15 protein-coding genes are annotated in these 19244 nt (G+C 68.0%); 7 read left to right on the forward strand and 8 right to left on the reverse strand.

Features of this window, described 5'->3' with window-relative positions:
• The first annotated feature begins 114 nt into the window (after positions 1–114).
• Together HZS54_RS05755 and HZS54_RS05760 are read left to right on the forward strand one after the other, a co-directional pair.
• A complete protein-coding gene (locus tag HZS54_RS05755; protein WP_246391797.1) occupies positions 115–1764 on the forward strand; it encodes a hypothetical protein in 1650 nt (549 codons plus the stop codon).
• Positions 1765–1774: 10 nt separating this feature from the next.
• Positions 1775–2602, forward strand: coding sequence for an ABC transporter ATP-binding protein (locus HZS54_RS05760; RefSeq protein WP_179920983.1), 828 nt, complete (start codon positions 1775–1777; stop codon positions 2600–2602).
• Positions 2603–2699: 97 nt separating this feature from the next.
• Here the strand turns inward: HZS54_RS05760 and HZS54_RS05765 are convergent, their stop codons facing one another.
• Positions 2700–2957: a hypothetical protein gene (locus HZS54_RS05765; protein WP_179920984.1), complete on the reverse strand. Its 258-nt coding sequence runs from the start codon at positions 2955–2957 to the stop codon at positions 2700–2702.
• Positions 2958–3137: 180 nt separating this feature from the next.
• Between HZS54_RS05765 and HZS54_RS05770 the strand changes: the two genes are divergently transcribed.
• Entirely contained in the window at positions 3138–4007 is an 870-nt protein-coding gene (locus HZS54_RS05770; protein ID WP_179920985.1) for a CheF family chemotaxis protein, read from the forward strand.
• Positions 4008–4036: 29 nt separating this feature from the next.
• Here the strand turns inward: HZS54_RS05770 and HZS54_RS05775 are convergent, their stop codons facing one another.
• Together HZS54_RS05775 and HZS54_RS05780 are read right to left on the reverse strand one after the other, a co-directional pair.
• Positions 4037–4627 (reverse strand): metal-dependent hydrolase, encoded by a 591-nt coding sequence (locus HZS54_RS05775; protein ID WP_179920986.1) that lies wholly within the window; start codon positions 4625–4627, stop codon positions 4037–4039.
• Position 4628: 1 nt separating this feature from the next.
• Positions 4629–4814, reverse strand: a complete 186-nt coding sequence (locus HZS54_RS05780; protein ID WP_179920987.1) for a hypothetical protein — start codon at positions 4812–4814, stop codon at positions 4629–4631.
• 234 nt (positions 4815–5048) lie between these two features.
• Here HZS54_RS05780 and HZS54_RS05785 point away from each other — a divergent pair, with 234 nt between their 5' ends.
• The gene (locus tag HZS54_RS05785) at positions 5049–5909 is read left to right on the forward strand and encodes a CheF family chemotaxis protein (protein ID WP_179920988.1); all 861 of its coding nucleotides are present in this window, start codon (positions 5049–5051) and stop codon (positions 5907–5909) included.
• Positions 5910–5949: 40 nt separating this feature from the next.
• On the opposite strand, the gene HZS54_RS05790 is transcribed toward HZS54_RS05785, so the two are convergent.
• Together HZS54_RS05790 and wecB are read right to left on the reverse strand one after the other, a co-directional pair.
• Positions 5950–6942 (reverse strand): glycosyltransferase family 2 protein, encoded by a 993-nt coding sequence (locus HZS54_RS05790; RefSeq protein WP_179920989.1) that lies wholly within the window; start codon positions 6940–6942, stop codon positions 5950–5952.
• Between the two features lie 152 nt (positions 6943–7094).
• Positions 7095–8201, reverse strand: a complete 1107-nt coding sequence (gene wecB, locus HZS54_RS05795) for a non-hydrolyzing UDP-N-acetylglucosamine 2-epimerase (protein WP_179920990.1) — start codon at positions 8199–8201, stop codon at positions 7095–7097.
• A gap of 336 nt (positions 8202–8537) precedes the next feature.
• Between wecB and HZS54_RS05800 the strand changes: the two genes are divergently transcribed.
• Positions 8538–9644 carry a DUF354 domain-containing protein gene (locus HZS54_RS05800; protein ID WP_179920991.1) on the forward strand — a complete coding sequence of 369 codons (1107 nt, stop codon included), beginning with the start codon at positions 8538–8540 and terminating at the stop codon, positions 9642–9644.
• 195 nt (positions 9645–9839) lie between these two features.
• Here the strand turns inward: HZS54_RS05800 and HZS54_RS05805 are convergent, their stop codons facing one another.
• Entirely contained in the window at positions 9840–11204 is a 1365-nt protein-coding gene (locus HZS54_RS05805) for a sulfatase (RefSeq protein ID WP_218927122.1), read from the reverse strand.
• 187 nt (positions 11205–11391) lie between these two features.
• Here HZS54_RS05805 and HZS54_RS05810 point away from each other — a divergent pair, with 187 nt between their 5' ends.
• Positions 11392–13206, forward strand: a complete 1815-nt coding sequence (locus tag HZS54_RS05810) for a hypothetical protein (RefSeq protein WP_179920992.1) — start codon at positions 11392–11394, stop codon at positions 13204–13206.
• A 6-nt stretch (positions 13207–13212) separates the two neighbouring features.
• On the opposite strand, the gene HZS54_RS05815 is transcribed toward HZS54_RS05810, so the two are convergent.
• Positions 13213–14883 carry a pectate lyase family protein gene (locus HZS54_RS05815; RefSeq protein ID WP_179920993.1) on the reverse strand — a complete coding sequence of 557 codons (1671 nt, stop codon included), beginning with the start codon at positions 14881–14883 and terminating at the stop codon, positions 13213–13215.
• 298 nt (positions 14884–15181) lie between these two features.
• Here HZS54_RS05815 and HZS54_RS05820 point away from each other — a divergent pair, with 298 nt between their 5' ends.
• Positions 15182–16366, forward strand: coding sequence for a WD40/YVTN/BNR-like repeat-containing protein (locus tag HZS54_RS05820; protein ID WP_179920994.1), 1185 nt, complete (start codon positions 15182–15184; stop codon positions 16364–16366).
• Between the two features lie 86 nt (positions 16367–16452).
• Here HZS54_RS05820 and HZS54_RS05825 read toward each other — a convergent pair whose 3' ends face one another.
• On the reverse strand, positions 16453–19236 hold the full coding sequence (locus HZS54_RS05825; RefSeq protein ID WP_179920995.1) for a right-handed parallel beta-helix repeat-containing protein: 2784 nt from the start codon (positions 19234–19236) through the stop codon (positions 16453–16455).
• Positions 19237–19244: the final 8 nt, after the last annotated feature.

Raw genomic sequence — 19244 nt, forward strand, 5'->3', positions numbered from 1 at the left:
GGAGCGGCCGCGTGCGCAGAGCCCATCCGAAACCGTTGGTGTTCCCGCTGATCGGCGGCTCTGGAGGCAGCCGAATCTAACGAAACTCCACGAAACTGCGTCTTCAGAGATACGATGACCTGGCAAACTCACATCCCCACGGACATCCAGCAGGGGACGAAAATCACACGGGCGGAGTGGACACGCCACCGCCGTGAATTCGGAAACCCGCTGACCGGTCGCCCGCTCTTGCTCGTCGCCCTCCTCGGAATCGCCGGTGCCCTCGGGTGGCTCGGTCATTCCCTGGGCCGTGATGTCACCGCGGGACAGCCGCTTCCCGCCGACCCGCTGGGTCTCTCCGTGAGTGTCGCGTTCGTCTGGATGGTCTGGCGGAGCTCGAAGTACACGCACGTTCGGTTCGAGCGGCTGAACCCGGATCTGCTGTTGACGACTGTCCCCACCAGAACGGCTGCCCTCGGCCTGTTGGGGTTCGTCTACGCCCGACTGCTCACCACACTCGCCGTGCCGGCACTCGGGATCGCAGTCGGCATCGCGGTCGGGCTCCGGTCGCCGACGGTCGTACTGACAGTCGCCCTCGCATTCGCGTGTCTCGCTGCGCTCGCCGCTGCACTCGGGACTGTCAGTAGACTCGCGGCCCGGCTCGTCGCCCTCCGGTTCGCGCGCGCACGGCACTACCGGGACCTCCTCGTCGTGTTCGGCTGGATCCCGCTCGTGGCCGGTGCGATGCTCCTGCAGGAACTGTCGCTCTCGATCGCTCCCGTGGTCGGGATCTTCGGCGCGGTACCGCTGGCGTGGTTCGTGGACCTGGCGCTCGTCGGCGCGGTCGACGGGACGGTCGGCTCGACCCGTCACACGCTGGGCGCGTTCGCGCTCCTCGCCACCGCGGTACCCGTCTGCGCGGCCGCGACGACAGTCCTCGCTCGCCGCGTCTGGGAACGCGGGCCCGCCGGTTCGACGGGCGCTCGCGGTTCGCATTCGCTGCTCGAAACAGGAGCGGTCGAGCGAGTCGTCGGTGAACGCATCCCGCGAGCCACCTACACCGTCGCCCGGGAACGATGGTTGATGGAGCGGCGCGTTCCGCGGGGGCTCCTGTCCACGGGGTACGCGCTCCTGTTCATGGGCGTGGTCGGGTTTCCGCTGGTCGCGCTCGCCGGCGGGACGACCGGGCTGCTGGTGTATTTCGCGGTCACGCTCGGCCTCGTTACCGGTGTCGCCTTCGGTTCGGATCCGATCGGGACCGAATACCGCGCGTTGCCGATGCTGCTCACCTCGGTCACCGGGCGACAGTTCGTCGGCGGATTGCGCCTCGCCGCGACAGTGGTCGGTGTCCCGCTCGTCGCCCTCGGTACCGTCCCGCTCGGGATCGTCGGCTCCGTCGGGGTCGCACGGACGGTCCTGATCGCGCTCCTTGGCAGTGCCGTCTGTACGTGTACCGCGTCGGTCGCGGCCGCGGTCGGACTGGGCGTCGAACGGGTGGAATACGCGCCGGTCCCGTTTTTCTTCACGGACGTCCCGATTTACGGGGAACTGGGCGCGACAGCGTTCCTCCGTCACGGACTGGTTCTCGCCGTCGGAGCGCTCGCCAGCGCGCCGGCCTTCGCGGGGACCGCTCCGCCCGTTGTCGAGCGCGTCGCGGCTCTTGGCGTGCCGACCGGTGTCGTCGAGATCGGCTCGCTTCTCCTCGCAGTGGTGCTCGCCGCTGCCATCGCGAGGATCGCATTCGAGCGTGCAGTCCAGCGATTCCGAGAGTATCAGATCAGGTGATTTCCGGACGATGACAGACAAACCGAACGACACGCCGGTATCGAACGACCGAGAATCCACGACCGAAGCGGAGACGCACCCAGCGATCAGCACGACCGACCTGACGAAGACGTACGGCGAGACGACGGCCGTCGACGGCCTCGATCTCACCGTCGAGCGGGGTGCAGTGTACGGCTTTCTCGGTCCGAACGGCGCCGGAAAGACGACGACGATCCGGATGCTGACGGCGTTACTGCCACCGACCGGTGGCACCGGACGCGTCGCGGGGACGCCGATCACCGACCGCGAGGCGCTCATCGAACACATCGGATACCTGCCCGAGTCACCGCCGATCCACGAGGAGTTCACCGCCCGCGAACAGCTCGAATACCACGGCGGGCTACGCAACATGCCTCCGACGAAGATCGACGACCGGATCGAGACGCTGCTCGCCCGGTTCGAGTTGGCCGACGCCGCCGACCAGCGGATCGCCACGTACTCGAAGGGGATGCGACAGAAGACCGGACTGATCCAGGCGATCATGCACGAGCCCAGCGTGGTCTTTCTGGACGAGCCGACGTCCGGGCTCGATCCGCGCGCCGCCCGAACGGTCCGGGAGACGATCACGGACCTGGCTGCGGCGGGCACTACCGTGTTCCTCTCGACGCACATCCTCCCCCTCGTCGAGGAGATCGCGACCACCGTCGGCATCCTCTACGACGGCGACCTCGTCGCGGACGGGGAGCCCGGCGAACTCGCAAACCACAGAGAGATCGACGAGGGGCGCACGCTCGAAGATGTCTTCCTCGAAGTCACGACCGAAGACGAGTACCGTGCGGACGAATCCCGTTCGAAGTGAGGCTCGATGTTCGCAGGTTCGTGACCGACGCGAGTCGAGTCACGGACCCGAAGGAGGGCCGAAGCGCTTGTTCAGGGGAAGCGTCAGTTCGCTCGCGTCACTTCGCCGCCGGGCGGCCGCGCTCGGCCGTCAGCCGCTCGTGGGCGCGCCGCGCCACCGGAACGGTGACGACGCGCCGGAAGCGAACGACCGCCGCGGCGACCGCGACGGCGACGGCGAGCGCGGGCTGAGCGACGACCGCGACCATGGCGACCGCCGCCACCATCACGACCGCGCTGACCGCGACGACCCGGGCGACGGAGTGGGACGCGAGGGATGCCGATACCGGGGCCGAACCGTGGATGGGTTGGCTCATATCCGATCGAAGGGTCGGACCCACCATAAGCATAATCTGAAATACATTTCTGTAAGCCGGGATACCGAAACGGATTCCAGTAATATGACTGTCAAGATGGGTGTCGAAACGGGCTGGTCTCCGTGGGTCCACCCAGACGATTTTATATATGTCGCGCCGTCATCTTTCGGTAGTCGCGCCATGAGCGGGGACGAAGCCAAACTCGTGGACACCTCGGGCGATTACGCGTTCGTCGTCAGGGACGGCGAGCCGGTCGCGGAGCCGCGCTGGCGCTCCTCGCGGGTCGTCCTCACCAGCGAGCGGCTGGTGTTCGCCGACGCCGACGGCAACCAGTCGTTCCCCCACGGCACCGTCGAACTCGTCGACGACCCCGAGAGCGTCGTCCCCGAGGGATTCCCCGCCGACGGCGCCACCGCCCTGCGCGCCGGCAACCACACCGTCCTCGTCGACGCGCCCGACATCGAGGCCTTCGACCGGGAGTACTGCCGCGCGGCGCTGGACGCCGAGGTCATCCTCGTCAAACACCCCGCGGTCGTCGGCGGCGTCGTTCAGGACACCGAGTGGTCGAAAGCCCGCTTTCGTTTCGCCGACGACACCGTCAAGCTCGCGCTCCCCGGCGGCCGGAGCACCGCCTTCCCCGTCTCGGACGTAGGCACCGTCGAGACGACCACGCAGGGCGTCATGGGCACCCGGCGGCAGGTCGTCCAGCTCGAACACACCGACGAGGAGGGCCGCAGCGTCGAGACGCACTTCTCGGGCACCGACGCCCACTGCCACGCGCTCGCCCATCTGTTCGAGGCCGTCGTCTCCGACCGCGGGGGCGGGGACCACGAACTCACCGAGACGGAGAACCAGGTGTTGATGGCGCTGTACTCGGGCGTCTCCCCCTTCGAGATGAGCGACTTCGTCGGCATCAGCGTCGAGGAAGTCGAGGAGATCTACCAGAAACTGCTGGAGATGGACGCCGTCGACGAGGTCCGCGTACGCACCGAGGTGTCGCTCAACGCTCACGGGCGGAACCTGGCGAGCGAGGCGATGAGCGAGCAGTAATGCTCCGGTCGGCGTTCCGCCCCGCCCGTTCAGTTGCGGTCGCTCCGCTCGTCCCACAGCGTCCGGATGCGGAAGACCGCGTCGGAACCCGGTGCCCCGTCCCGGACCCAGACCGCGACCGTCACCGCCAGCAGCGCGACCTCGAAGAGGACGTAGCCGACCCCGGCCGGGCTGGCGAGGTGTTCGACCCAGCGGGAGAACAGCCGCGAGACGAGCGCGAGAACCGGTGAGGTCCCGCCGTTCGGTTCGCTCCCCAGCGGCCAGAGAACGACACCGAAGGCCGGCCCGTCCCCCAGTAGGACGTAGAAGAACACGTCCCCCGCCAGGTGCGACAGGTAGCCGATGGCGAACGCGACGCCGACCTCCGGGGCGCCGCGCCGCCGAGCGACGGCCACGGCGGCGAGACTCAGCGGGAGGGCCACGAACGCCGAGTGCGCGACCGAGGTCCCGCTGGGGAGGACGCCCAACACCCAGCCGCCCGGCTTGTCTATCAGGTCCGGGAACTGCGTACCGACGGCGACCGCGAGCGCCCCGAGGCCGTTGGGCGGCCGACGGTACACCGTCCGCATCGTCGCCGAGTGCAACAGATAGCCGATCGAGAGGTGTTCCCAGGGCCACATCTCAGTACCCCGTCGACGGTCGGTCGGCGCTCCCGGTCGGCCGCCGGGTCGACGGCGTCGGGAGGGCGTCGGTCGGCAGTCCCTTCCGCACGAACCGTCTCACCGCCCACCACGAGCGCTCGCCGGTGGCCCCGTCGACCGACCGCTCCGTATCCCCTCCGAGATGTTCCGTCGCGAACGTCTTCACGCGGCTACCTTTCGCCGTCGCTCGTATTGTTATCCCCCTCTTTCTCCGTTCGAGCGGGACGGCTTCGCCGGTACCAGCGTCGACGAGATCGACGGGACGCTGGAGGCGGGGCCGGTGACGGGCGACCGACGACCGTCCGGCGCCGCCGCCGCTCAGTTCCACACTCGATAATCGGCCCGCAACGCCTAATGGGGACGACCGAAAAGCCCCGACAATCGCGGTCGATCTCTCAGCATGAGCAACTCGGAGAAGAAAGTGACGGACATGCAGGGGCGGTACATGCAGCCCGTCGCCGAGGGGCGCCAGCGCGACGACGCCGGCTGGCAGTCCTGTCGGATCGTCCTGACCACCGAGCGGCTGGTGCTCGTCGCCGAGGAGAAACTGACCGTCCCGCTCGCCGAGATCGACGAGATCGGCGAGCGCTACGACGTGAACCAGCGCGCCGCCGGCGTGGCGAGCTACCTCGGCCTCCACGTCGGCGACGACGTGGTCCTCGTCTCCGGCGCCGACCACGACGAGTTCGAGACCGACTTCTACCACGCCTGTCTCAACGGCGAGGTCATCTTCGTCGACCACCCCGCCGTCGAGGGCGGCGTCGTCCAGGGCACCGACTGGACGAAAGCCCGGATCCGCATCACCGACGAGGAGATCCGACTGGCGCTGGCCGACGGGGAGCAGGTCGTCATCGAGCGCGACGACATCGGCGAGGTCGAGGAGGACGAACGCCAGGCCGCCGGGGAGAAGCGCCGCGTCATCGAGGTCGAACACAGCCAGGGCGAGATCAGCGTCGAGACCCACGTCACCGGCGGCGAGTACGATCTGTCCGTCCTCTGGCAGGTGCTCGAAGAGGGCGTCGAGCGCAACCGCGCCGACCTGGACCTGGGCCCCGTCGAGGAGCAGGTCGTCATGGCCCTGCACTCGGGCGTCTCGCCGTTCGAGATCCCCGAGTTCGTCGACAGCGAGGTCGAGGACATCGAGGCGATCTACGACCGGCTCATCGACCTCGACGTGATCGAGGTGGTCCGCGAGCGGACCGAAGTGGAGATGACCGCCCGCGGCCGGTCGGTCGCCGGCGAGACGATGGGCGAGCAGTAGTTCCTCCCGTCGGGACCCGGGGTTCGCGAGCGGGAAGCGGTCAAAGGCGCGCGTGTCTCTCCAGTGAGTTGTTGTACTCCATGTCCATCGTCATCGCCAGCACGGTGATGAAACAGCTGAACAGGAAGACCAGTATCCCGAGTTGCGCGGAGACGACGGTCAGCCCGCCCTCGAGGGTGGCCCAGCCGATCGACCCGAGCCCGACGAGCATGCCGAGCGGTCCGAGTCCGTAGAGGAGGACGAGGGGGTGGAAGTCCGCGACGAGGTACCTGGTCTTCAGCCGCCAGAGGAACCGGACCAGCAGGAGCTTCGATAGCTTCGGGACGAACGAACGGTACCGGATCCCGCTCTCCTCCTCGCCGTACACCGCGCGCATCTCGACGTCGGTGATCCGGAACCCGTGGACGTTGAGCTTCACGACCAGGTCGTTGAGGAAGCCGTAGTCGTCGTAGAGGTCGTCGATCTCCAGCGTTTCGAGCGCCTGCCGCGAGATCGCCGTGTAGCCGTTCTGCGGGTCGTTCATCCCCCAGTACCCGCTGGCGATCTTCGTCATGAACGTCAACAGCGCGTTCCCGGTGAACCGCCACCGGGACATCCCGCGGTAGTGTTCGGCGGAGTAGAGCCGGTTCCCCTTCGAGTAGTCCGCGCGCCCGTCCACGACCGGCTCGATGATCTCGTCGAGGATGTCGGGGTCCATCTGTCCGTCGCCGTTCATCACGGCGACCACGTCCATCCCCTCCTGCACCGCGAGTTCGTAACCCGTCTTTATCGCACCACCCACGCCCTTGTTGGTCTCGTGTCGGTGAGGGATCACGCGTGACTGTATCTGTCCGCCGTCGGCCTTCGCGACGTTCGGCGACGCGTTCACCCGTTCGACCGCACGCTGTATCTGCTCCCACGTCGCGTCGGAAGAGCAGTCGTCTATCACGAAGACTCGGTCGACGAATTCGGGGATCGTAGTGATCACCTCACCGATGAGCCCCTCCTCGTTGTGGGCTGGAACCACCACACCGATCGTCTTCCCTTCGTACATCCCACCGAACTATCGCGCTGAGATACACTTGGTAATAGAGAACATAGGCGACCGATACGACGGGTAAAAGGCCCGCTACCACCGATGTAGCGAGCAGGTTCTGTCCCGTAGAAATCGCGATGAGACGGCCGTTCGAGCGGGGGGATAGGCGGTCACTGGTCGCGAATCGGGCTCGGCTCGACCCGTTCGGGCGTCGGCCCGTCTTCGAGCACGTCCACGATCCGCGTCGCCGCCGTCCCGTCGCCGTACAGCGACGGTTTCGAGCCGTCGGGCTTCGGGGCGGTCAACCCGGTCGCGATCCGGTCGGGGTCGGCGTCGACGAGGGCGTTCCACCCGCACTCGACCGTCTCGACCCACTCGGTCTCCTCGCGGAGGGTCAGGCAGAACGTGTCGAGGAAGAAGGCCTCCTTCTGGACGCCCCCGGAGTCGGTCGCCACGCGGGCCGCGGCGTCCAGCAACCGGACGAAATCGAGGTAGCCGACGGGGTCGACCAGCCGGAGTTCCGCCGCGTACTCGCTCCGGAGTCCGAGGTCCTGAAGGCGCTGTTCGGTCCGCGGATGCACCGGGACGACGACCTCACGTTCGGCGTCCGCGAGGGCGTCCAGGATCGCCGTCAGCCGGTCCGGGTCGTCGGTGTTGCGCGGTCGATGCACCGTCGCGAGGACGAACTCGCCGGGCGGGAGCGCCAGGTCGTCGAGGATCGTCGACGCGTCCCGCGCGTGCTCTCGCGCCGCCAGTATCGCGTCGTACTGCACGTCTCCGACGACGTGGATCCGTTCGTCCGGGAGCCCCTCTCCCTGCAGGGTCTCGGCGGCCCGCTCCGACGGGGCGAACAGCACGTCCGCGGCGTGGTCCGTGAGGACCCTGTTCACCTCCTCGGGCATCTCGCGGTTGTAACTCCGGAGGCCGGACTCGACGTGGACCAGGTCCGCCGACGACTTCGACGCGGCGATCGCGGCCCCCAGCGTCGAGTTCGTGTCGCCGTACACCAGCACGGCGTCGGGCTCTTCGGCCTCGATCACTTCCTCGATACCGACGACGCAGTCCGCCGTCTGCCGGCCGTGGGTGTCGGAGCCGACCCCCAGCTGGTAGTCGGGCTCCGGGATCCCGAGTTCGTCGAAAAACACCGCCGACATCTCCGCGTCGTAGTGTTGGCCGGTGTGGAGCAGTACCTCCTCGTGGTCGTCCCGCAACGCCCGGGTGACCGCGAACTCCTTGACGAACTGCGGTCGCGCCCCGACGACGGAGAGCACCTTCATATCGGGCGAACGACCACCCGGGAGTCCCATCAATATACATTCCCTAAACCGTCGCTCATCTCCGCGGGGGCTCCCGCTCGAAGGTCGGGTGTCACCGGTCCGACCGCGCGATCGGTCGGTCGAGACGACCGGTCACAGTCGCTGTCTCGCCGGCTGTGGGTCGCTCTGAAACCCGTGTTATCGGCCGACAGGCGCCGTTTCGACCGCCAACTGACCTCGCGTCGACTGCGATTATACGTCCGTTTCGAACCTATCAGGCGATCCATAACTATACGAGCGCCGGTGAGATCAGGGGAGTGAACGCTCGGCAGGACGCCGCAGGGACCAGATCATCCAATGAGATATCTCGTTTTCACGAACACGCCCGCCCACGTCCACCTGTATCGCAACGCCGTCGAGGCGCTCGAAGCGCGCGGCCACTCCGTGCTCGTCCTCGCGCGGGACTACGGCTGTACGGTCGATCTCCTGGAGTGGTACGACCTCCCCTACGAGGTGTACGGCCGCTGCGACACCACGAAGGGGTCGCTGGTCCGGCAGCTCCCGCGCCACTACGCCCGGATGCTCCGGCTGGCCAGGCGCTACGACCCCGACCTCGTCTTCGGGATGGGTTCGTACTCGGCCCACACCGGGCTCGTCACGCGAACGCCGACGATCCTCATCCTCGACTCGGAGCCCACGTCGGTCGACCACCTGATCTCCCAGCCGTTCGCCGACGCGATCATCACGCCCGACGCGTTCCGGAAAGACCTCGGCGAGGATCACTTCACCTTCGCGGGGTTCAAGGAGTGCGCCTACCTCCACCCCGACCGGTACTCTCCGCAGGCGGATATCCGCGAGCGGCTCGGCCTCGGCCCCGAGGAACGCTACGCAGTCCTGCGGTTCAACGCCTTCGGGTCCCACCACGACGTCGGGAAGGGCGGGTTCACGCCCGAACAGCGGGCGGAACTGGTGGAGCGACTCGACCGGGAGGTGACCGTCTTCGTCTCCGACGAGGGCGGGGACGCGGACCTCTCGGCGACGCCCGCCCGGGAGTTCGACGTACACCCGGCGCTCATGCACGACGCGCTCCGGGAGGCGTCGCTGGTGGTCGCCGACACGCAGACGATCGTCACGGAGGCGGCCCTGCTCGGGACGCCCGTCGTCCGGTCGAACTCCTTCGTCGGCGAGGACGACATGGGCAACTTCCTGGAACTCGAGCGGGCCGACCTCGTCCGCAACCTCGCCGACTTCGAGGACGTGCTCCCGACGGCCGAGCGCCTCGTCGCCGACCCGGCTGTCGAGTCCCGGTGGCGTCGACGCCGCGAGGAGTATCTCTCGACGAAGGCCGACCTCACCGACATCATCCTCGACGTCGCGACGAACGGGTCGGTCGCCGCGAGCGCGGCGCTCACCCGTCAGTCGACGGGCGAAGCCGTCCTCGACCCGTCGATGTTGTCCCGCTGATCGGCGGCACGTCACCCGTCGATCGGCCCGGCGACCGCTCACGCGGTCTCCCACAGAGTCACTCGCAGCAGGTCGTTTCGTCGCTCCCCATTCTACCGGCCGGCAGTCCGCCGGTCCGGAGCGCTCGTCGCTGGGCGAGTCGGTCGAACCGGCTCCACCGGGGCCGGATCCGATCGCTCGCCCTCAGACGCCCGGTCACCCGATATATCCGAGGTCCTTGAGCTGTCCCTGTACCGACCCCTCGATCGGGCCGTCCGTCGCGTCGGTGGCCCGCGACTCGAAGCTCAGCTCGGACAGCCGTTCGTCGAACCGATCCCGGTAGGTCCGCTTCAGTTCGTCGTCGTCGGAGAACCGGTCCTCGTCGCGCCGGAGGAGGTACTCCTCGCCCTCCTCGCTCTGGACGAAGGTGTGGGACTCGTCGGCCACGGTCCGCCAGCGGGTGACGGTCTTCGACTCCGCTGCCGTGTGCGGGATGTGGTCTTCGACGAGCGCGACTCCCTCGTCGGGCACGCCGGCCCGTAGGTCGCCACCAGTCAGCAGCTCCGGGATCGCCGTGAGTTCGAACGGCGCTTCGACACGGTCGAGCTCCGTTTCGCCGGGCGGTTTCACCAGGAGCGGGACGTTCGTGTTGATGTCCCGGAGGTAGTGGGGCGGAACGGCGTCGCGGTCGTACTCGCCGAGCGTCTTCCCGTGGTCCGCACAGACCACGAGCAGCGTCTCGTCGAACACCCCTTCGCGTTTCAGCGTCTCGACGATCCGGGCGAGCTGCTGGTCCTGGAAGCGGAGGCTGGCGTCGTAGAACTCCATCACCCGCTCTCGGTTGGCCGCCGAGAGGCCGGCCTTGCCGAGCACGTACGCCAGCAACCGGACGTTGAGGAGTCGTGATTCGACGGGGTTCGGCGTCTCCAGCCCGAGCTGCTGGAACGCGTCCCGCGGCGGGTAGTACGGACTGTGCGCCTCCATCAGGTTCATGAAGAGGAACTTGGGCCGGTCGTCCCCGTCGGAGAGCAAGCGCTCGGCTCGGGTGACGAGGTTCGAGGTGAAAAACCGCCGCTTCAGGAGGACCTGCGGTTGTCCCGCCGCCCGCCCGAGCAGGCTGTGGAGCCGCGAGTAGACGGCGTCGCGCGTGCGCGTCTCCTGGTCACCGTCCCGTGAGATCTCGAGGTCCCACTCGACGAACTCGTCGAAGCCGCGGTCGAGTCCGGAGAGCTTCCCGACCCACGGGTTGTTGGAGAACCCCGCGGTCCGGTATCCCTCCCGAGAGAACTGCTCGGCGATCGTATCGAGACCGTCCGGGTTCTGCAGCCCCTCGTCGACGAACCCGTTGGTGACGCCGTGTTCTGACGGGAACCGCCCGGTGAACATCGACCAGTGGGAGGGGAGCGTCCAGGGTGCCGGTGCGAACGCGTTGTCGTACACCACGGCTTCCTCGGCCAGCCGATCGAGCGTCGGCGTCGTCTCCCGGTCGTGTCCGTACGCCGAGACCCTGTCCCGGCGCGCGGAGTCCAGTACGAGAAAGAGCACGTTCGGACTCTCCGACATGGCCGTATCGACGGTCATGTCCCTCTTTGTTATGCCCGCACTCACGCCCGTTACAGAGCCGATACTGACCGGATCGCGCTCCAAGAGAACCGCGCGTCGCCCCGTCTCGGCCGCGTCGCGGGCTCCCGGGCACTGGGACGGTTCGGGCACCGCTCGCCCGGGCTCCTGACGGTGTCGGGGCTGCGGTGGTATACGTGATATAACAATGGTCGGGGACGCGCTCGTTCGAGCCAACATGCGCACGGCGAACGCTCCATGGCGCGTCCGGAGCAAGCTCTCGCTCGTCGCCGGGTTTCTCTCGCTCACCGGCGGGATCTACGCGGCGATAGCGAACCCAGCGACCCGCTACGAGCTGTCGATCTACGCCGCGACCCCGACCGCGTTCTGGGTCGGTATCGGCGGCGCCCTCGCCGTCTCGATCACGGTGGCGTGGTTCGACCCACACCGGTACGGGCGGTCGCTGGCGTGCGTCCTCGCGGTTCTCGGAACCGGCTCGGTCGTCGCGCTCCCGCTGTTTCGGGCCTACCGCTTTTTCGGTCACGCCGACCCGATGACGCACCTGGGCTGGGTCAAGGACTTCGCGACGGGAGCGCTCTCCCCGTCGGAGCTGTTCTACCCCGGGGTCCACACGGTCTCGGTGTTCGTCGGACGGCTGACCGGGATGCCCCTGGCGCGGTCACTGCTGTTCGTCGTCGCGGTCTTCGGACTCGTGTACCTGCTGCTGTTCCCGCTGGTCGTCGGTCGACTCCTCGACCGCGACCGAGCGGTCGTGCTCGGGACCTTCACTGCGGTGCTGTTGTTGCCGATCAACCTGATCAGCACGCACCTCCACGCGCACCCGTTCACCCAGACCGTGCTGTTCTCGTCGTTTCTGCTCCTCGCGCTGCTCCGGTATCTACAGTCTCCTCCGGCGAAGGGAGGTCGCTCGAACCGTGGGAACGGGTCGCTCCTCGTGATCGCGATCGCCGCGGTGGTCCTCTATCACCCCCAGCAGGCCGCGAATCTCCTCGTCGTCTTCGGTGCGATCTCCGTCTTGCAGTTCGTCGGTCGGTGGCGGGGCCGGCCGGCCACCTACCGGACCGTCTACGCTCACACCGCCTTCTTCGCGCTCACGTTCGCCGTCTGGACGCTCTCGAACGCGTCGTTCCTCCGTCGCCCGGTCGGAAACCTCGTCTCCGGGCTCGGCGGCTACCTGACCGGGTCGGCGTCAAACGCTGGCAGTAACGTCGCCTCCCAGGGTCAGTCGCTCTCGGCGATCGGGTCAGGGTTCGTGGAGATCTATCTCAAACTGTTCTCGGTCACTACGGTGTTCCTCGCGCTCGCCGCGCTCGCGACGCTCGCCGTGGTACTGAACTGGACGAGCGATGACGTCCCGGACACGATCGTCGGGTACGTCGTCTTCGCCGGGGTCGCCCTGACGCCGCTACCAGTCGCGTACTTCCTCGGGAGTGTGGCCGAACACTACTTCAGACACTTCGGGTTCATGATGGTGCTGGTAGCGCTTCTCGCGGTCGTCGCGCTGCGCGAGCTCGAACCGCGCCGGCTCGATAGCTCCCGGCGGCTCCGAACGTTCGCGTACGAGTACGGCGTGCCGGTCCTGTTCGCGGTCATGATCCCCTTGGCGGTGTTGACGGCGTTCCCGTCCCCGTACATCCACAAGGCCAATCGCCACGTGCCGTCGGCCGAACTGACCGGGTATGGGACCGCGCTCGAACACGTCGACGAGTCGAAGGCGATCGGGGGTATCCGGGGGAAAGTCGACCGCTACCGGGACGCGCTCTACGGGAGCGTCCGGACCGGAGAACGGGACGACGACATCACTGCCGAGAACATGACCGCGCTCGCGTCCTACTACGACCGGGGCGGCTACTTCATCCTCACCGAGTACGAACGCCAGCGCGAGGTCGCTGCCTACGAGGAACTCAGATACGACCGGGCCGACTTCTCGACCCTCGGTCGACAACCCGGCGTCGACAGGGTCGTCGCGAACAGCGACGTGACGCTTTACCACACTGATTGAGCGGCCTCACCCCTGTGACGCCGTCCCACGCCGATACCGGACGGTCACCCAGCCGTCCGTGCGGTCGACCCCGACCACGTCGACGACCTCGCCATCCTCGCCCGCGAACGAGAGCGCCTTGGGGACCCCGTCGAACGGCCGATAGCGGACCGTCCGGAGTTCGCCGCTCCCGCCCGACCGGGCGCGTAGCGTCGCCCCGTCCGCGAGATACAGGTAGTCGGTTCCCGACGGGCGGTCGCTCGACAACCCGATGCGACAGGGAGTCCGGTTCCCAACGACCGTCCCCCCGGCGATCACCGTCCGCGGCGACCGGGTCGTCCTGATCGCGTGTGGAACCGTCCCCTGCTGCTGGATCGTACAGTCGCGGATCACCGATCCGGGCGCGTCGTACAAGTCGACCACGGGCGCGTTCGCGGACTTGGCGTCGATCGTGACGCCGTCGAGGACCACCCGCCGAGGGTGGTCGGACGGGTCGTGGGACCCCTGCTTGACCTGCGGGGTACGGTAGACGGCGGGGCCGCTCTCGCGGGTGCGTATCTCCGAGTCGACCACCCGGACCGTCTGCCCGGTCGGCCACACCAGAACCGCCGGGACCGGCTGCGGGACGTTCCGTATATCGATGCGCACCCGCCGAACGAGAGCGCCCGGCGGCTTCTCGACGCTTCCGGCCTCGACCACGACGCCGCGAGGGTTGATGTTCGATCGGCCGGTCATCGGCCCGTCGTAGGCGTCCAGGTCGACCGTGACCGACGTGTCCTCGACGTAGCTGCCGTCGCCGCTGATACGGACGTTGCTCGGGCTGTTGTTCCGGAACTCGCAGTCGGTGACCTCGACAGTCCCGGAGCAGCGGCTGCCGTAGATCCCGTTGTTCCCGAACTCCGCGAACAGGCAGTCCCTGACGCGGAGCGCTCCGCTGTGTGCCTCGCCGACCCATATCCCTCCGCGGCCGTCCCCGTTCTTGTAATGGCCTATCGCGGACCCCTTCTCGGCGACGACGTTTCTGACCGTGCCGCGCGCGTCGCTGTTCCGGAGCGCGAGGTACAGGGCGAACTCGACGGCGTCGTCCGGGTGAGTCCCGCGACCGTGGTAGGTCACCGAGTCGACCAACAGACTCTCGTCACTGATGCAGCGCAGCCCGGCGGTCGTCTCCGGTTCGGTCACGTCGATATCGACGTTCCGGAGGGATACTCGGTCGGCAGTGAGGTTGAGCAGCGTGTCGTTGAACCCTCGTGTCGGGACGAGCGACACGTCGCCACAGCCGTGGAACCCCACCCGCGTCCCGTCGCCGACCGTCACCCCGCTCTCGAACAGGTAGTTCCCCTCCGGGAACACCAGCAGCGAATCCTCGTCGAGAGCATCCTGTATCGCTGGGGCGCAGTCCTCCTCCCCGGTCGCGTCGCAGTCTAGATCCCTGCGCACGTCGACCACGTTCCCGAACGAGGACTCGCGCCGCCCGGACGGGTTGCAGGCCGACCCATCCGCGCCCCCGTTCGCGCGACCGACCGGTTCGGACTCCGACCCGGCGGCTCGCTCGGTGGTGTACGGGCCGGTGCCGCTGGGGATCGATATCGCGGCGCCGGCCAACGAAGCGATGACGTGTCGGCGTTTCACCCCGCTGTCCCCGTTCGTCTCTGACGCGTTCGGCCCCTCGCGGTCTCTGTTAGTGGTCTCATCCATGGATTCTGGTTCGGTCTCCGCGCTCGACGCGATTCGATCGGTTCGCACCGCGTGTCGGCCCGCTACGCGAGCCGTCGGCTGCGGTCGTGGCGTCCCCTTTCGGCGGCCCCCTCTTTGTTAATCAGCCCGTTGTCATCGACAAGGGAGTGTCTTCTCTGCGCGGCGGTCGCTCGCGCGCGCCCGACGCTTGCGCGTCGCCCGTCCAGTAGCGGCACGCAGGCGGCCTATAACAATACCCTCGGTGGGCCTTCGTGGCGATACGTTCGCCGCCGAGTTCGGGGCGAGTCGCGAGTGACCGATGAAACTGCAAGGAACACACGAGGGCGAACTCTACGCGACCGACTACCGAACGCTGTACGCGCGGACCGACCGCGAGCGGTTCCGCGAACGCGGGACGCTTCCGCGGCCGGTCGGCGGGGCCGCCGGCGTCGCGTTCCGGGTGAAAGCCGCCCGGCCCTGGAAACCGCTTGCCGAACGGGTCGTCGGCCGCTTCCCGACGGTCAACGTCCGGCGAACGGGCCAGGACACGTTGGTGGCGTCGGCGGTCAGGTGGCTGTACGTCTCGACCGACGGCGGCGCGTCGTGGACGGTCACCCACCGGCTTCCGGAATCGTCCGGTCCGATGGGCGTCCTCCCGTCAGCGTTCTGCGAACGCAACGGGACACTGTACGCGGGGGAGTACCCGCTGGCGGACGACGCGACACCGCGCGTGTTGCGCTCGATAGACGGCGGGGTCTCCTGGGAACCACATCTCTCGCTCCCGGGGGTCCGGCACGTCCACGCAGTCGAGGTCGACCCCTACACGGGTGACCTGTGGGTGACGACCGGCGACAGGGGAGCCGAGTGTCGGATCGGACGCGTCCGCGATGGGGAGTTCGATCCCGTCGGGTCGGGGTCACAGCGCTGGCGCGCCGTCCAGCCCGTCTTCACTCCCGACGGGCTGCTCTGGGGCGTCGACAGCGTCTTCGCGGAGTCGAACGCCCTCTTCGTGCTTCCCCGGACCGAGTTCGACCGACCCGACCCGACCCCCCGTCGGGTCGCCGAGGCGGACGGCTCGGTGTACTACGGCGCGTCGGTCACCGTCGACGGGGACCACTGGGTCGCGTTCTCGACCGCCGTCGAGCCCGGGACGGACAGGACCGGTCCCTCCGGTCAGCAGTTCGACCGCCGGGGAACGGCGGCCGTCGTCGCCGCCTCGTCGGCGACTGACTACACGGAGTGGCACGAACTGGCCGCCTACGAGAAGCGCGCGGTCCCCGCGGACCGGCGACCGATCCGGGACACCGTCCCGTCGGCCAGCGCGTACGTCTTTCTCTCGGCGGACGACCGGTCCGGACTGCTGATCAACCCGTACAACACGGCGACCGGCGACGGTCGTCTCTTCCGATTCTCGCCCCGGTACTTCGCGGCCATCGATTCGTCGTCGCGTCGCCGCGACGCGACGGATCCGCCGAGCGGCGCGCGGGAGATCACGACCCCCTGAGCCGCGGCGAGTCGCACCGCCGAGTCGAGGGACCGGACGCCTTCGGGTCTCGGGCGGGCGCGTGCGTTCGACCGTCCGGGACCCGGCTATCCGTCGTTGTCGCGGAAGGTGACGGCGGCCGCGCCCGTGATGGCGAGCGCGTCCACGTCCCCGGAGAACCGGTAGCCATCGGTCTCGTCGTCGACCGACCCGCGGGCCTGGCTCCCGTCGACGGTGTCGCCTTCGTCGACGGTCCCGACCGTCGGGTCCTTGGCCAGCTCCCCGCTCACCGAGATCTCGTACTCGGTCGTGTCACCGGTCCCGTCGACCACGAACGAGTTCGGGAGGTCCGGCGCAGTGACCCCCAGTTCGGCGGGGTCGACCTGCTGGCCGTCGACGAGGACGGTGGCGTCGCCGTCGCGGGTGAAGTCAGTGACCGACCCGGTGAACTCGTAGCGGTCGGTGCCGCCGTTGACGAATCCGGTGGCGGTCGTGCCGTCGATGGTGTCACCGTCGCCGATCGAGTCGGTCGGAGAGATACTGCCGTCGACGTTGAAGCGGTAGTCCGTGCGGTCGGCGTCGGACCCGTCGATGGTGAGCGTCCGCGTCGACCCGTCACCGGACGACCCATCGCTGGAGGAATCGTCGGTCGACCCGTCACCGGACGACCCATCGCTGGAGGAATCGTCGGTCGACCCGTCACCGGACGACCCATCGCTGGAGGAATCGTCGGTCGACCCGTCACCGGACGACCCATCGCTGGAGGAATCGTCGGTCGACCCGTCACCGGACGACCCATCGCTGGAGGAATCGTCGGTCGACCCGTCACCGGACGACCCATCGCTGGAGGAATCGTCGCCGGATCCGAGCGTGGTCGGGTCGACGACTTCGCCGTCGATTCGGACCTCGAGGAACGGTTCGATCGGTGAGAACGACGCGACTTCCCCGTTGAACCGGAACGAGTCGCCGTAGCCGTTTCCAGTGTAACCGTCGACGGTCCAGGTGCCGTCGCCGTTCTCGGTCACCGAGTCGTTCTCCTCGGTCGAATCGTCGTCTTCGCTCGCGTTCCGTTCGATCTCGCCGGTAGTCGTGAAGGTGTAGTCGAGCTCCGAGGGGTCCTCCGTCGTGAGCACCTCGATGACGTGGTCGTAGCCCCCCAGTTCGGTGGGATCGACCTGCTGGCCGTCGACGAGGACGATGGCGTCGCCGTCGCGGGTGAAGTCGGTGACCGGCCCAGTGAACTCGTAGCGGTCGGTGCCGCCGTTGACGAATCCGGTGGCGGTCGTGCCGTCGATGGTGTCACCGTCGCCGATCGAGTCGGTCGGAGAGATAGTGCCGTCGACGCTGAAGCGGTAGTCCGTGCGGTCGGCGTCGGACCCGTCGATGGTGAGCGTCCGCGTCGACCCGTCACCGGACGACCCGTCGGTCGACCCGTCACCGGATGATCCGTTTCCCGACGAACTGTCCGAGGAATCGCCCGAGAGGTTGGGGACGGGACAGCTCCCGGAGTTGGTGATCCCGGAGGTCGAGACGGACGCGCTGTCGGCCACGACGGCTTCGCCGGTCACGTCGACGGTGCTGTCGCGGACGACGTTGTCGGTGCAGTTCCGCAGGCGGATGCCGTCGCGGTCGCCTCCGGTCTGCTGGATGCAGGAGTTCTCGACGACCGACGCGTCGCCGTCGGTGATGTCGATCGCGCAACCGCCGGCTGCGCTTCCGGTGATGCTGCACCCGACCATGCGGACCCAGTGCGGCGGGGCCTTCGGGTCGTGACTCTGGAACCCGTCGAGGTTGTAGCGTCTGACCGCCGGGACGCCGTCGGAGTCGACCCGAATCCGAGTGTCGACGACCTCGACGGAGCGACCGGTCGGCCAGACGACGATCCCCCCCTGCGGGCTGCCGCTTCGGATGGCGATATCGCAGTTGCTCACCCGACAGCCCGCAGGTTTGTCGGCCCAGCCCTGCTCCACGACGACCGGGCGCGGGTTCAGCTGGTCGCCGAGCTCGGGGCCGTCGTAGCGCTCGATGTCGGTGACGAGCGTCGCGTCCTCGACGTAGCTCCCGTCGCCGCTCAGGCGGACGCTGGCCGGACTGTTGTTCTCCCAGTAGCCGCCGACGACCTGTACGTTTCCGCTGTTGCGGCTGCAGTACAGGGCGTTGTTGCCCGCCTCGCGCATGTCGCAGTCGACGAAGCGGATCGTCCCCGCGTGACTGCTCCCGACCCACGAACCGGCGCGTCCCTCACCGCCCTTGTACTTGCCCGGGACACCGATCTTCGGTATCCGGACGTTGTTCACGATCCCCGTCCCGTCGTCGGCCCCGATCGAGAGCGTGAGCGCGTTGACCTCCTCCTGGTCGGGGTGACTCCCGCGCCCGACGAACTCGATGTCTTCGAGGTGGAACCGACGGTCGACTTTCACCCGGACGGCGGTCGTCGTGTCCGCCGCGCGGATGTCGAAATCGATCGACTCCAACAGGAAGCGGTTCGCCGTCGACTCCAGCAGGAAACCGTTGAACCCCTCCGGCGGGCGAAAGGCCGCCTCGCCCGTTCCGACGAACCCGACCCGGTCGGACACCTGCAGCCGCCCGTCGAACTGGTAGGTTCCCTCCGGGACCTCGACCAGTGTGCCCGCCGCAACGTCGAACGCGTCGTTCACTGGTTCACCGCCGCTCGGATCGGCCCCGAGATCGTCGACGGCGTTCACCACGCGGTCGAACGAGATCTCGTGACGGGTCACCGCGGCGCTCGCCTGCCCCGCGATGCCTGCGCCCAGCGCAGCGACCGCGGCCGCACCCGTCTTCAGATAGCTCCGTCTGTTCAGGAGCGTTTGCTCGGTTCGCTCGCGATTCGTATCCTCCCTGTCGCTGTTATGCGCCTCCTTCTCTGTCATCACTCCCG

This window comes from Halosimplex pelagicum (genome assembly GCF_013415905.1).
GTDB classification, from domain to species: domain Archaea; phylum Halobacteriota; class Halobacteria; order Halobacteriales; family Haloarculaceae; genus Halosimplex; species Halosimplex pelagicum.

Bases quoted from the DNA above. Each gene is read 5' to 3' on its own strand.
- HZS54_RS05775 (WP_179920986.1), bottom strand. From the start codon at position 4,627: ATGTGGCCCTGGGAACACCTCTCGATCGGCTATCTGTTGCACTCGGCG.
- HZS54_RS05810 (WP_179920992.1), top strand. From the start codon at position 11,392: ATGGTCGGGGACGCGCTCGTTCGAGCCAACATGCGCACGGCGAACGCT.
- HZS54_RS05770 (WP_179920985.1), top strand. From the start codon at position 3,138: ATGAGCGGGGACGAAGCCAAACTCGTGGACACCTCGGGCGATTACGCG.
- HZS54_RS05760 (WP_179920983.1), top strand. From the start codon at position 1,775: ATGACAGACAAACCGAACGACACGCCGGTATCGAACGACCGAGAATCC.
- HZS54_RS05800 (WP_179920991.1), top strand. From the start codon at position 8,538: ATGAGATATCTCGTTTTCACGAACACGCCCGCCCACGTCCACCTGTAT.
- HZS54_RS05820 (WP_179920994.1), top strand. From the start codon at position 15,182: ATGAAACTGCAAGGAACACACGAGGGCGAACTCTACGCGACCGACTAC.
- HZS54_RS05805 (WP_218927122.1), bottom strand. From the start codon at position 11,204: ATGACCGTCGATACGGCCATGTCGGAGAGTCCGAACGTGCTCTTTCTC.
- HZS54_RS05765 (WP_179920984.1), bottom strand. From the start codon at position 2,957: ATGAGCCAACCCATCCACGGTTCGGCCCCGGTATCGGCATCCCTCGCG.
- HZS54_RS05790 (WP_179920989.1), bottom strand. From the start codon at position 6,942: ATGTACGAAGGGAAGACGATCGGTGTGGTGGTTCCAGCCCACAACGAG.
- HZS54_RS05785 (WP_179920988.1), top strand. From the start codon at position 5,049: ATGAGCAACTCGGAGAAGAAAGTGACGGACATGCAGGGGCGGTACATG.
- HZS54_RS05815 (WP_179920993.1), bottom strand. From the start codon at position 14,883: ATGGATGAGACCACTAACAGAGACCGCGAGGGGCCGAACGCGTCAGAG.
- wecB (WP_179920990.1), bottom strand. From the start codon at position 8,201: ATGAAGGTGCTCTCCGTCGTCGGGGCGCGACCGCAGTTCGTCAAGGAG.
- HZS54_RS05825 (WP_179920995.1), bottom strand. From the start codon at position 19,236: ATGACAGAGAAGGAGGCGCATAACAGCGACAGGGAGGATACGAATCGC.
- HZS54_RS05755 (WP_246391797.1), top strand. From the start codon at position 115: ATGACCTGGCAAACTCACATCCCCACGGACATCCAGCAGGGGACGAAA.